This is a genomic window from Trujillonella endophytica, assembly GCF_900110555.1.
In the GTDB taxonomy this organism is placed as follows: domain Bacteria; phylum Actinomycetota; class Actinomycetes; order Mycobacteriales; family Geodermatophilaceae; genus Trujillonella; species Trujillonella endophytica.
The window spans coordinates 90,503-102,928 of sequence record NZ_FOEE01000006.1 but is presented as its reverse complement, the minus strand read 5'-3'; the positions used below and the strand labels follow the sequence as shown (position 1 = coordinate 102,928).

At 74.4% G+C, this 12,426-nt stretch carries 11 protein-coding genes and 1 tRNA gene; 7 read left to right on the top strand and 5 right to left on the bottom strand.

The features are described 5' to 3' along the window. Positions 1–88 precede the first annotated feature (88 nt). The 5 genes from BMY88_RS11160 (at position 89) to BMY88_RS11140 (ending at position 4,594) form a co-directional block, all read left to right on the top strand. Positions 89–161: transfer RNA gene (locus BMY88_RS11160), tRNA-Glu, on the top strand. Positions 162–269: 108 nt separating this feature from the next. Next, complete coding sequence (galT, locus tag BMY88_RS11155; protein ID WP_091943106.1) at positions 270–1,364, top strand: galactose-1-phosphate uridylyltransferase; 1,095 nt, start codon at positions 270–272, stop codon at positions 1,362–1,364. After that, the gene (galK, locus tag BMY88_RS11150) at positions 1,361–2,530 is read left to right on the top strand and encodes a galactokinase (protein ID WP_211435600.1); all 1,170 of its coding nucleotides are present in this window, start codon (positions 1,361–1,363) and stop codon (positions 2,528–2,530) included. Before galT ends, galK begins: the two co-directional genes overlap by 4 nt. 31 nt (positions 2,531–2,561) lie before the next feature. After that, positions 2,562–4,241, top strand: a complete 1,680-nt coding sequence (locus tag BMY88_RS11145) for a sodium:solute symporter family protein (RefSeq protein ID WP_244524606.1) — start codon at positions 2,562–2,564, stop codon at positions 4,239–4,241. Positions 4,242–4,258: 17 nt separating this feature from the next. Beyond that, entirely contained in the window at positions 4,259–4,594 is a 336-nt protein-coding gene (locus BMY88_RS11140) for a hypothetical protein (protein WP_091943103.1), read from the top strand. Here the strand turns inward: BMY88_RS11140 and BMY88_RS11135 are convergent. Further along, a complete protein-coding gene (locus BMY88_RS11135; protein ID WP_091943101.1) occupies positions 4,591–5,694 on the bottom strand; it encodes a sulfite oxidase in 1,104 nt (367 codons plus the stop codon). The genes BMY88_RS11140 and BMY88_RS11135 overlap by 4 nt on opposite strands. Before the next feature lie 54 nt (positions 5,695–5,748). Next, positions 5,749–6,426 (bottom strand): IclR family transcriptional regulator, encoded by a 678-nt coding sequence (locus tag BMY88_RS11130; RefSeq protein WP_487410553.1) that lies wholly within the window; start codon positions 6,424–6,426, stop codon positions 5,749–5,751. A gap of 89 nt (positions 6,427–6,515) precedes the next feature. Here BMY88_RS11130 and leuC point away from each other — a divergent pair, with 89 nt between their 5' ends. Together leuC and leuD are read left to right on the top strand one after the other, a co-directional pair. Next, a complete protein-coding gene (gene leuC, locus BMY88_RS11125; protein WP_091943098.1) occupies positions 6,516–7,928 on the top strand; it encodes a 3-isopropylmalate dehydratase large subunit in 1,413 nt (470 codons plus the stop codon). An 18-nt stretch (positions 7,929–7,946) separates the two neighbouring features. Then, positions 7,947–8,567 carry a 3-isopropylmalate dehydratase small subunit gene (leuD, locus tag BMY88_RS11120; protein ID WP_091943096.1) on the top strand — a complete coding sequence of 207 codons (621 nt, stop codon included), beginning with the start codon at positions 7,947–7,949 and terminating at the stop codon, positions 8,565–8,567. Positions 8,568–8,640: 73 nt separating this feature from the next. Here leuD and BMY88_RS11115 read toward each other — a convergent pair whose 3' ends face one another. From BMY88_RS11115 to cofC, 3 genes are read right to left on the bottom strand one after another with little or no spacing between them, the layout of a single operon-like run. Beyond that, positions 8,641–9,549 carry an NUDIX hydrolase gene (locus BMY88_RS11115; RefSeq protein WP_091943407.1) on the bottom strand — a complete coding sequence of 303 codons (909 nt, stop codon included), beginning with the start codon at positions 9,547–9,549 and terminating at the stop codon, positions 8,641–8,643. Between the two features lie 22 nt (positions 9,550–9,571). Further along, positions 9,572–11,656, bottom strand: coding sequence for an RNA degradosome polyphosphate kinase (locus BMY88_RS11110; RefSeq protein ID WP_244524604.1), 2,085 nt, complete (start codon positions 11,654–11,656; stop codon positions 9,572–9,574). A 57-nt stretch (positions 11,657–11,713) separates the two neighbouring features. Beyond that, complete coding sequence (cofC, locus tag BMY88_RS11105; RefSeq protein ID WP_244524603.1) at positions 11,714–12,358, bottom strand: 2-phospho-L-lactate guanylyltransferase; 645 nt, start codon at positions 12,356–12,358, stop codon at positions 11,714–11,716. Positions 12,359–12,426: the final 68 nt, after the last annotated feature.

Genomic DNA, 12,426 nt, shown 5'->3' with positions numbered 1-12,426 from the left:
CCCGGTCATCGACCGGGGGCTCTCGCCGTTCCCGGGCCCGGCCCCGCCTGCGGGTGCGGATCGGGGCCGTGGCACGATGGCAGTGCACGGCCCCGTCGTCTAGCGGCCCAGGACGCCGCCCTCTCACGGCGGTAGCGAGGGTTCGAATCCCTTCGGGGCTACGCGTTCGAGAGCCCCCGGTCCCCGACCGGGGGCTCTCGCCGTCCCGGGGGGGCGGTGTCCTCCGGCGGACAGGCGCCTGACCAGGCGCGGCACTAGCGTCGGTCCCCGTGATCCGCACGAGTCGGCGGCTGGCCGACGGCCGGGAGATCGTCTACTACGACGCCGACGGGTCGACGGCGTCCCGCGATGCGGTCGACCCGCGCGACCTCCCGCCGGTCAGCACGCAGTCGCAGCTGCGCTGGGACGCGCTGCTGGGGGAGTGGGTGGTCTACGCCGCGCACCGGCAGACGCGGACCTTCCTGCCGCCCGCCGACGAGTGCCCGCTGTGCCCCACCCGGCCGGGGCGCCCGCCCACCGAGGTGCCCGAGTCCGACTACCAGGTCGTCGTCTTCGAGAACCGCTTCCCGTCGCTGGCCACGGCCGTCGAGCCCGACGTGCCGCCCGCGGCCCCGGGCGCCCCGTACGCGCAGCTGCGGCCGGGCTTCGGCCGGTGCGAGGTCGTCGTGTTCACCAGCGAGCACGACCGCGCGCCCGCGGACCTGGACGTGGCGCGGCTGCGGCTGCTGGTCGACGTCTGGGCCGACCGCACCGCGGAGCTGTCCGCGATCGAGGGGGTGGAGTACGTCTTCCCGTTCGAGAACCACGGCGAGGAGATCGGGGTGACACTCTCCCATCCGCACGGCCAGGTCTACGGCTACTCCTCGCTGCCGCCGCGGGCCGAGCGGGTGCTGGCCTCGGTCCGGAAGCACCGGGAAGCCACCGGCGGAGACCTGTTCGCGGAGGTGGTCGCCGCCGAGCGCGGCGGGCCCCGCGTGGTCACGGTCGGCGAGCACTGGACGGCGTTCGTGCCGGCCGCGGCGCGGTGGCCCTACGAGCTCCAGCTGTTCCCGCACCGGCGGGTGCCGGACCTACCGGCGCTGGCCGACGCCGAGCGCGACTCCCTGGCCGAGGTCCTCAAGGACTGCCTCGGCCGGTTCGCGCACCGCTTCGACGAGCCGATGAACTACATCGCCGCCTGGAACCAGGCCCCCGTGCGGCGCGGCCGTGACGACTGGTGGCTGCACCTGCAGCTGTTCAGCCTGCGGAGGGCACCCGGAAAGCTGAAGTACCTGGCCGGCTCCGAGTCCGGGATGGGCGTGTTCATCAGCGACACCAGCCCCGAGGACGTCGCGGCCCGGTTGCGCGAGGTGGAGCTCCCGTGACCGCGGACGCCGAGCTGGGGGCCGCGGCGGCCGCCGCGTTCGGCACCGCCTTCGGCGCCGCGCCCGAGGGCGTCTGGGCCGCGCCCGGCCGGGTCAACGTCATCGGCGAGCACACCGACTACAACGAGGGGTTCGTGCTCCCCGTCGCGCTGGAGCAGACGACCCGGGCGGCGGTGGCCCGCCGCGACGACGGGCGGGTGGCGCTGGTCTCCGCGCAGCACGCGGACTCGCGGGTGGAGCTCGCCCTGGCCGACCTCGCCCCCGGCACCCCCGGCGGCTGGGCCGGCTACCCGGCGGGCGTCGTGCACGCGCTGCGCGAGCGGCTGCCGGGCGGGGTGAGCGTGCTGGTCGACGGCGACGTGCCGGCCGGCATGGGACTGTCCTCGTCGGCCGCGCTGTCGTGCTCGGTGGCGCTGGCGCTGCGCGACCTCGCCGCCCCCGAGCTGGCCGTGGGCGACCTGGTCGACGTCGCCCGCTCCGCCGAGAACGACTTCGTCGGCGCCCCCACCGGCATCCTCGACCAGTCGGCCGCGCTGCTGTGCACGGCCGGGCACGCGCTGTTCCTCGACACCCGCGACCGCAGCAGCGAGCAGGTGCCGCTGGACCTGGCCGCCGCGGGGCTCGTGCTGCTGGTCGTCGACACCGGAACGACGCACGACCACGCCACCGGCGGCTACGGCGACCGGCGCCGCGAGTGCGCCCGTGCCGCGGAACGCCTGGGGGTGCCGGCGCTGCGCGACGTGCCCGACGTCCCCGCTCTGGCCCGCCTCGACGACGGCACCGACGCGGGCGCGCTGCTGCTGCGCCGGGCCCGCCACGTGGTGACCGAGGACGCCCGGGTGCTGGAGGTGGTGGCGCTGCTGCGCGGCACCGGCGACCCGCGCGCGATCGGGCCCGTGCTCACCGCCGGTCACGCCTCGCTGCGCGACGACTTCCAGATCTCGACGCCGGAGCTGGACGCCTGCGTCGCCGCGGCGGCCGACGCCGGCGCGGCCGGGGCCCGCATGGTCGGCGGCGGCTTCGGCGGCAGCGCGATCGTGCTGGTCGAGGCGGGGTCCGTCGACCGGGTGACCGACGTGATCACGCGTCGATTCCGGGAGGAGGGGTACAGCGCGCCCCGGACCTCCCTCGCCGTGCCGTCGCCGGGGGCCCGCCGGCTCACCTGATCCACCCACCCTGAGACACACGGAGGTCCGCGTGGACGACCTGCGCCTGGACGCGAACTGGGTCGACTACATGCTGGTCGTCGCCTACTTCGCCGTCGTCCTGATGATCGGGGCCGCCGCCCGCCGGCGGGTCTCCGACAGCCTGGACTTCTTCCTCTCGGGCCGGTCGCTGCCGGCCTGGGTCACCGGCCTGGCGTTCGTCTCGGCGAACCTCGGCGCGGTCGAGATCGTCGGCATGTCCGCCAACGGCGCCCAGTACGGCATGCCGACCATGCACTACTTCTGGATCGGCGCCGTCCCCGCGATGCTGTTCCTCGGCATCGTGATGATGCCCTTCTACTACGGGTCGAAGGTCCGCAGCGTCCCGGAGTTCATGCGCCGCCGGTTCGGCACGGGCGCCCACCTGGTCAACGCGCTGAGCTTCGCGCTGGCGCAGGTCCTCATCGCCGGGATCAACCTGTTCCTGCTGGCCAAGATCGTCGAGCTGCTGCTCGGCTGGCCGCTGTGGCTGGCGCTGATCGTCGCCGCCGCCGTCGTCCTGAGCTACATCACCTTCGGCGGGCTCTCGGCCGCCATCTACAACGAGGTCCTGCAGTTCTTCGTCATCGTGGCCGCGCTGCTGCCGCTGACCCTGCTCGGCCTGCACCGGGTCGGCGGGGTCGACGGGCTGCTGGACAAGGTGCGCGACGCCGACGCCGAGCAGCTGCGCTCCTGGCCGGGCACGCAGCTGTCCACCTTCGACGACCCGTTCTGGTCGGTCGTCGGGATCGTGTTCGGCCTCGGGTTCGTGCTCTCGTTCGGCTACTGGACGACGAACTTCGTCGAGGTGCAGCGGGCGATGGCGACCAAGTCGATGTCCGCGGCCCGCAGCACCCCGATCATCGGCTCGTTCCCCAAGATGTTCGTGCCGTTCATCGTCGTCGTGCCGGGCATGATCGCCGGGGTCCTCATCGGGGACGTGGCGGAGGCGAAGGCCGCCCAGGACCCCGAGTTCGAGTACAACAACTCGATCCTCGCGCTCATGGGCGAGGTGCTCCCCAACGGCCTGCTCGGCGTCGCCATCGCGGGTCTGCTGGCGGCGTTCATGGCCGGCATGGCGGCCAACATCTCGGCCTTCAACACGGTGTTCAGCTACGACCTGTGGCAGCAGTACGTGAAGAAGGACCGGCCCGACGGCTACTACCTGAAGGTCGGCCGGTGGGCCACGGTCGGCGCCACGGTCACCGCCATCGGGACGGCGATCATCGCCTCGGGCTACCAGAACCTGATGGACTACCTGCAGACGCTGTTCGGGTTCTTCAACGCCCCGCTGTTCGCGACCTTCATCCTCGGCATGTTCTGGAAGCGGATGACGCCGACCGCGGGCTGGATGGGCCTGGTCTCCGGCACGCTCGCCGCCGTCACGGTCGCGCTGCTCAGCGAGGACGCGTTCGGGGAGGCCTCGCTGGGCATCATCTCGCTGGGCGGCCAGGGGGCGAGCTTCGTCGCCGCCAGCGCCGCGTTCGTCGTCGACCTCGTGGTCAGCATCGCGGTGACGACGGTGACCCGGCCCAAGCCCGTGCACGAGCTGGCCGGGCTGGTCTACAGCGAGACCCCGAAGGAGGTGCGCACCGACCCCGACGCGGACCGCCTGCCCTGGTACCAGTCGCCGGTGCCGCTGGCCAGCATCTCCCTGGTCATGGTCGTCGCCCTCAACGTGATCTTCCGATGAGCACCCAGGAGCCCCCGATGAGCAGTTCCGCCAGCGCGGCCGGCCCCGGCCCGAGCGGGGAGTCGGCGCGCAAGCACTCCGCCGGCGCCTTCGACGTCCGCAACATCATCGCCGCGCTCATCGGCTTCTACGGCGTCGTGCTGACCGTCTACGGCGTGGTCGACTCCGACAACGGCGAAGCCGCGACCGGCGGCGTGAACGCCAACCTGTGGACCGGGCTCGCCATGCTGGTCTTCGCCGGGGCGTTCGCGCTGTGGTCGTGGCTGCGGCCGATCGTCGTCGATCCGGCCGAGGTGCACGCGCAGGCCTCGGGCGAGGGCACCGACGACGGTTCCGGCGCCGCGCCGCACTAGTCCGGCAGGACGGTGACCGGCACGCGCTGCACCGCGTTGTTGGCCATGCCCTGGCGGTTCCACTCCTGCTCCAGCGGCTGGGCGCCGAGCTCGTCGACCGCGCGGACGACGAGCTCGTGGCGGCCGGGTTCCGGCGTCCAGGGGGCGGTCCACGCGCGCCAGGCCCAGGGCGCGGCCGGATCGGCGGCGGCCAGGTCGGCGGCGCCCCATGTCGCGCCGCCGTCGGTGCTGACCTCGACGGCGCGCAGCGGCGCCCTGCCGGACCACGCCCGGCCGCTCAGCGTCGCCGGTCCCGGGCGCAGGAAGCGCTCGCGGGTCATGAAGTCCGGCCACCCGGGCGGGGCCATCAGCGCGCGCGGGCGGATCCGGTCGACCGGCGTCCCCGGATCGTCGAGGTCGGCCTTGAGCCGGTAGGCCTTCGCGTTCTGGAAGCCCTCGAACGGCCGGTCGAGCACCTCGATGCGGGTCAGCCACTTCACGTGCGCCATGCCGTACCAGCCGGGCACGACCAGGCGCAGCGGCGCGCCGTGCTGCGGCGGCAGGGCGGCCCCGTTCATCTCCCAGGCGAGCAGGACGTCGGGGCGCAGGGCCTCGGCGAGCGGCAGCGCCCGGGCGTAGTCCTGCTCGACCCCCCGCTCCACGCCGTGGTCGGCGCCGGTGAACACGACGTCGACCGCGCCCGCGGTGATTCCGGCCTCGGCCAGCACCGCCGCCAGGGGGACGCCGGTCCAGGCGGCCGTGCCCACCGCCTCCAGCAGCCACGGCTGGCTGACCGGCCGCGGCTGCAGCCGGGCGCGGCCGTTGCCGGCGCACTCGATGGTGACGCGGGCGCTGAGTGCCGGCCGCGCCGTCAGGGCGGTGAGGTCGAGCTCGAGCGGCCGGTCCACGGCCCCGGTGACCTCGAGCCGCCAGCGCTCGGGGTCGACGGCGGGGATGTCGTAGTGGGTGAGCACGTAGTGCAGGCCCGGCGGGGTGACGTCGTGGCGCAGCGCCTCCAGCGGCATCCCGTGGTTGCGGGTGGCCAGGGCCAGTTCGTCCAGGCCGATGCCCTCGCCGGGGTCGGCCAGCCGGGCCCGGCCGCGGGTCGCGGTCTCGGTCATGCCGGGGTGTGTACGCGCCCGGGGCCGCGTCGCGGAAGAGTCGGAGGGCAGGCGTTACCGGGCGGCGCGGCCGATCGCGCCGGCGGCCTCGAGCACGGCGCTCACCACCTCGGGCGCGGGGCGGCGGCCCAGACGCTCGACCGGCCCGCTGATCGACACCGCGCCGAGGACGCCGCCCGTGGCGTCGCGGACCGGCGCGGACAGCGAGGCCACCCCCGGCTCGCGCTCGGCGATGCTGTGCGCCCAGCCGCGCCGGCGGACGTCGAGCAGCGTGCGCGCGGTGAAGCTGGCCGCCGACAGCAGCGGCGTCACCTCCTCGGCAGGGGCGAAGGCCAGCAGCGCGTGCGCCGCGGAGCCGGCCGTCATGGGCAGGCGCGCGCCCACCGGGACGGTGTCGCGGAGCCCCGAGGCGCGCTCGGCGGCGGCGAGGCACACCCGGGCCGCGCCGTCGCGCACGTAGAACTGCGCGCTCTCGCCGCTGGCGTCGCGCAGCGCCGCCAGGTGCCGGCCGGCCACCTCGCCCAGGTCGGCGCCACTGCGCCCGAGCTCGGCCAGGCCGGGGCCCGGCGCCCACGCACCCGCGGACGTGCGCCGGACCAGGCGGTGGCCCTCCAGCGCGACCGCCAGGCGGTGGGCGGTGGCCCGGGGCAGCCCGGTGCGCGCGACGAGCTCGGCGAGCGTGGCCGGTTCGTCGGCCACGGCGCGGAGAATCGCCACTGCTTTGTCCAGCACGGCAACGGGGTTAGGCTGTCCCACACAGCAATACTTACATCCCACTGTGTGAGAAGCCAGTGGGACCCGCTCCCCGGAGGGACCGAGCAGTGCCCAAGACCCTGGCCGAGAAGGTCTACGACGCCCACGTCGTGCGCAGCACCGCGGGCGAGCCCGACCTGCTCTACATCGACCTGCACCTCGTGCACGAGGTCACCAGCCCCCAGGCCTTCGACGGTCTGCGGGCCGCCGGGCGCCGGGTGCGCCGTCCCGACCTCACCATGGCGACCGAGGACCACAACGTCCCCACCCTCGACATCCTCGCCCCCATCGCCGACCCGGTGAGCCGTGCGCAGGTCGACGCGCTGCGCCGCAACGCCGCCGAGTTCGGCATCCGGCTGGCCCCCATGGGCGACCGCGACCAGGGCATCGTGCACGTCATCGGCCCGCAGCTGGGCCTGACCCAGCCCGGCATGACGATCGTCTGCGGCGACAGCCACACCTCCACCCACGGCGCGTTCGGCGCGCTGGCCTTCGGCATCGGCACCAGCGAGGTCGAGCACGTGCTCGCCACGCAGACGCTGCCGCAGTACCGGCCCAAGCAGATGGCGGTCACCGTCGACGGCGAGCTGCCCGCCGGCGTGAGCGCCAAGGACGTCATCCTCGCCGTCATCGCCGAGATCGGCACCGGCGGCGGCCAGGGGCACGTGATCGAGTACCGGGGGAGCGCCATCGAGAAGCTGTCGATGGAGGCCCGGATGACGATCTGCAACATGTCCATCGAAGCCGGCGCCAAGGCGGGGCTGATCGCCCCGGACGCGACCACGTTCGACTTCCTCCAGGGCAAGCCGCACGCCCCGCAGGGCGCCGACTGGGACGCCGCGGTGGCCTACTGGGAGACGCTGCGCACCGACGAGGGCGCCGTGTTCGACCGCGAGGTCGTGATCGACGCGACGACGCTGACGCCCTTCGTCACCTGGGGCACCAACCCCGGGCAGGGCCTGCCGATCGCCGGGCGCGTGCCCGACCCGGCCGACGTCGCCGACGAGAACGAGCGCCGCGACATCGAGGGCGCGCTGGCCTACATGGGCCTGACCCCGGGCACGCCCCTGCGCGAGATCGCCGTCGACACGGTCTTCCTCGGCTCCTGCACCAACGGCCGGATCGAGGACCTGCGGGTCGCGGCCGAGCTGCTGCGCGGGAAGCGGATCGACGCGAGCACCCGGATGCTCGTCGTCCCCGGGTCGGTCGGCGTCAAGGCGCAGGCCGAGGCGGAGGGCCTGGACCGGGTCTTCGTCGAGGCGGGCGCCGAGTGGCGCAGCGCGGGCTGCTCGATGTGCCTGGGCATGAACCCCGACCAGCTGGCTCCGGGCGAGCGGTCGGCGTCCACCAGCAACCGCAACTTCCAGGGCCGGCAGGGCAAGGGCGGGCGCACCCACCTGGTGTCGCCGGCCGTCGCCGCCGCGACCGCGCTCACCGGCCACCTGGCCGCGCCCGCCGACCTCGTCCCCGCCGACGCCTGATCGCTGGAGTTCGAAGACATGGACGCCTTCACCACCCACACCGGCACCGCCGCCCCGCTGCGCCGCAGCAACGTCGACACCGACCAGATCATCCCGGCCGTCTACCTCAAGCGGGTCACCCGCACCGGCTTCGAGGACGGGCTGTTCGAGGCCTGGCGCACCAACGAGCCGGACTTCGTGCTCAACCGGCCGCAGTACTCCGGCGCCTCGGTGCTCGTGGCCGGCCCGGACTTCGGCACCGGCTCCTCCCGCGAGCACGCCGTCTGGGCGCTGATGGACGGCGGCTTCCGCGCGGTCATCAGCTCGCGGTTCGCCGACATCTTCCGCAACAACTCGACCAAGTCCGGGCTGCTCACCGTGCTGCTCCCGCAGGCCGACGTCGAGGCGCTGTGGGAGGCGAGCGAGGCCGACCCCACCACCGAGGTCACCGTCGACCTGCGGGCCAAGGAGGTCCGCTGGCGCGGCACCGGGGGAGAGCAGCGCGTCGTCGAGTTCCAGATCGACGACTACACCCGCTGGCGGCTGCTCGAGGGGCTGGACGACGTCGGCCTCACCGAGCGCCACCTCGACGACATCGAGGCCTACGAGACCGCGCGCCCGGCGTGGACGCCGCGGGCGCTGCCGGTCCTCGGCGGCTAGCTGTAGCCGGGCCGCCGCTGCGCGGCCCAGGAGGCGATCCCCACGTCCGCGCCCCGGACGTGGGGATCGCCTCCTACTCCTCGACGGTCTCGGGGTCGAAGTTGCGGTAGTAGTCGGCGAGCAGCCCGCCCGCGTGCCCGCCCAGGACCCAGGTGCTGCCCTTGGCCGCAGGCGGCCACAGGGCCCCGGCGACGCCGGCCCAGCGGACCCCCAGGCTCATCAGGATCGAGGGGATCGCCCCGCCCTGGCTGCACACCACGGTGACCCCGGGCGCCGGGCGGGGTTCCAGGAAGCGCTCGACGGCGGCCAGCCCCGCCTGCGGATCGGCGGCGAACTCCTCCTCGCCGACCTCGGGCAGCGCCTGCACCGGCAGCCCGAGCGCCGCGGCCAGCGGCTCGACGGTCTCCCGGCACCGGGTCCGCTCCGCCGAGAGCACCGCCGTCGGCGCGAACAGCGGCAGCACCTCGGCCAGCCGGCGGGCCTGGCGGCGCCCCTTGCCGTCGAGCGGGCGCAGGTCGTCGTCGCCGTCCCAGTCCGACCGGCTGCCGGCGCGGCTGTGCCGCACCAGCAGCAGCGTCGGGGCCCGTGGGACGTCGGTCCGCGCCAGGTCGGCCAGCACCGCGCGGTCGTGGTCGTGGGTCATCAGCGCGGCGGCGTCGTCGACCGGCAGCCAGCGCAGCTCGTCGGTCTCCGCGCCGGGCTCGAACCGGCCGCCGACGGCCTCCATCAGCCAGTAGTCGACCCGCTTCGTGCCCGCCTCGACGGCGTACTCCGTCTGCACGCTGCGCCGGCCGACGACGACGGACAGGCCGGTCTCCTCGCCCACCTCGCGGACGGCGGTCTCGACCAGCGCCTCACCCTCGTCGTGCTTGCCCTTCGGCAGCGACCAGTCGTCGTAGCGCGGGCGGTGCACCACCGCGGTCTCGATCCCGCCGTCCGCCGTCGTCCGCCAGACCGCGCCCCCCGCGGCCGCGACGAGCATGCCGCCCTCCCCGGGGGCCACCTCAGCCGACCTGCTCGGCGACGGAGGCGACCAGCTCCGCCTGGTGGTCGCGGCCCTCCCGGCGGGTCCACTGCGCGTCGGGGCCGAGCTCCCAGCAGCGCACGTCAGGGGCCATGGCGGAGTCGAACATTGCTTGCAGCTGCCGCTGGGCGCCCTCGTCGGAGACCCGCAGCAGCACCTCCACGCGGCGGTCGAGGTTGCGGTGCATGAGGTCGGCGCTCCCGATCCACCAGTCGCCCTCGCCGGCGTTGCCGAAGGAGAACACCCGCGAGTGCTCCAGGAAGCGGCCCACGATCGATCGCACCCGCACGTTCTCCGACAGGCCGGGAACCCCGGGGCGCAGCGTGCAGATGCCGCGGATGAACAGCTCCACCGGGACCCCGGCGCAGGAGGCGTCGTAGAGGGCGTCGATGACCTTCTCGTCGACCAGCGAGTTCACCTTGAAGCGGATGCCGGCGGGGCGGCCCTCCGTGGCCAGCCGCGCCTCGCGCCGGATCTTCTCCACCAGCCCGGTCCGGACGCCGTGCGGGGCGACCATGAGCTGCCGGTACGCCGTCTGGCGGGAGTAGCCGGTGAGCGTGTTGAACAGGTCGGTCAGGTCCGCGCCCACCCGCGGGTCGGCGGTGAGGATGCCGAGGTCCTCGTACAGGCGCGCCGTCTTCGGGTTGTAGTTGCCCGTGCCGATGTGGCAGTAGCGGCGGATCACGCCGCCCTCGCGGCGCACCACGAGCGCGGTCTTGCAGTGCGTCTTGAGCCCCACCAGGCCGTAGACGACGTGGCAGCCGGCCCGCTCCAGCTCGCGGGCCCAGGAGATGTTGGCCTCCTCGTCGAAGCGCGCCTTGATCTCGACGAGGACGACGACCTGCTTGCCCGCCTCGGCCGCGTCGATCAGCGCGTTGACGATGGGGGAGTCGCCGGACGTGCGGTACAGCGTCTGCTTGATCGCCAGCACGTCCGGATCGGCCGCCGCCTGCTCGATGAAGCGCTGCACGCTGGTCGCGAACGAGTGGTAGGGGTGGTGGACCAGCACGTCGCCCTCGCGCAGCGTCGCGAACACGCTCTTGGGCGTCTCGCCCTCGGACAGGCGGGGATGGGTGGCCGGGACGAACGGCTCGTCCTTGAGCTCGGGGCGGTCGAGCTCGTAGAGCGCCATCAGCGCGGCCAGGTCGAGCAGCCCCGGCACGGTGACGACGTCGGTGCGGCTGACCTCCAGCTCCGACACGAGCACGTCGAGGATGCGCGGGTCCATCGTCTCGTGGACCTCCAGCCGCACCGCCGGGCCGAACCGGCGGCGGGCCAGCTCGCGCTCAAGCGCCTGCAGCAGGTCCTCGTCGCGGTCCTCCTCGACCTCCAGGTCGGCGTTGCGGGTCACCCGGAACAGGTGGTGGTCCAGCACGTCCAGCCCGGGGAACAGGGCCGGCAGGTGCGCGGCGATCAGGTCCTCCAGCGGGAGGAACGTGGCCAGGGACTCGGCCAGGGAGACCTGGACGAAGCGCGGCACGTTGTTGGGCACCTTCAGCCGGGCGAACCGCGGGGCACCGGTGTCCGGATCGCGGACCGACACGGCGAGGTTCAGCGACAGGCCGCTGATGTAGGGGAAGGGGTGCGCCGGGTCGACCGCGAGCGGGGTCAGCACCGGGAAGATCTGGTCGCGGAAGTACTCGCGCAGCCGCAGCGCGTCGGCGTCGGACAGGGCGTCCCAGTGCACGATGCGGATCCCGGCCTCCTCCAGCAGCGGCCGGACGTCACCGGCGAAGCAGTCGGCGTGCCGGTGCACGAGCTGCTGCGTGCGCGTGGTGACCCGTGCCAGCTGCTCGCGCACGGTCAGCCCGTCGGGGGAGCGGACGGTCAGACCGGTGCTCTGCCGCCGCTTCAGCCCGGCGATCCGGACCATGTAGAACTCGTCGAGGTTGCTGGCGAAGATGGCCAGGAACTTCATCCGCTCCAGCAGCGGCTGCGTGTCGTCCTCCGCGAGCTCGAGCACCCGCGCGTTGAAGTCCAGCCACGACAGCTCCCGGTTGAGGAAGCGGTCGGGAGGCAGCTCGGCGCGCGCGGCGGAGGGCTCGGTCGTCGTCGTCTCGGCCACGGCGTCATCGTGCCGCAGGAAGGTGAACGGCGAGCGACGGGACGGCGTCCCCGCTGGTCAGCGAGGGGGCGCCGGCAGCGACAGGCGGCCCAGCAGGGCGGCGGTGTGGCGTCCGACACCCAGCCGCACCGCCGCGGCGAGGTCGTCGGGGGTGTCGACGTCGCGGCGCAGCCCCGGCCGGTCACCGGGCAGCGGGCGGGCGCCCTCCGCGGCGTGGACGGCCGCCGACCCCGGCCCGAACCGGGGGGCGAGGTCGCCGTCGCGCGCGGTCAGCAGGGTGGTGCCGGTGCCCACGGCGTCGGCCACCAGGCAGCGGGCGTGCCCGGTCGCTGCCCGCAGGGCCTCGCCGAGCTCGGCCGGGCGCAGCGCGGGCAGGTCCGAGGAGAGGGCGGCGACCGCCGCCGTCCGCGCGGCCCGGGCGCCGTGGGCGAGGGCGGCGTTCAGGCCGCGGTCGGGCTCGTCGGGCACCGTGCGCGCGCCCAGGCGCGCGACCAGTTCCGCGGCCCGCGGATCGTCGGTGACGACGACGACGTCGGCCACCACCGCGTCCTCCGCGGCCGCGGCCAGGGCGGCGCTCACGGTGTCGGCGAGCAGCGCGAGCACCAGTTCGGCGTGCAGCGCGCCGTCGGGCGCGGTCAGCGGGGACAGGCGCGTCTTGGCCACCGCCAGCCGCTTGGCGGGGACGACGACGGACCACTCCACGGCCACAATGTGAGCACACCGGCCGGGCGGACGGCGGCGCGCGGGAGGACCCGGTGGCCCGCCGGGCG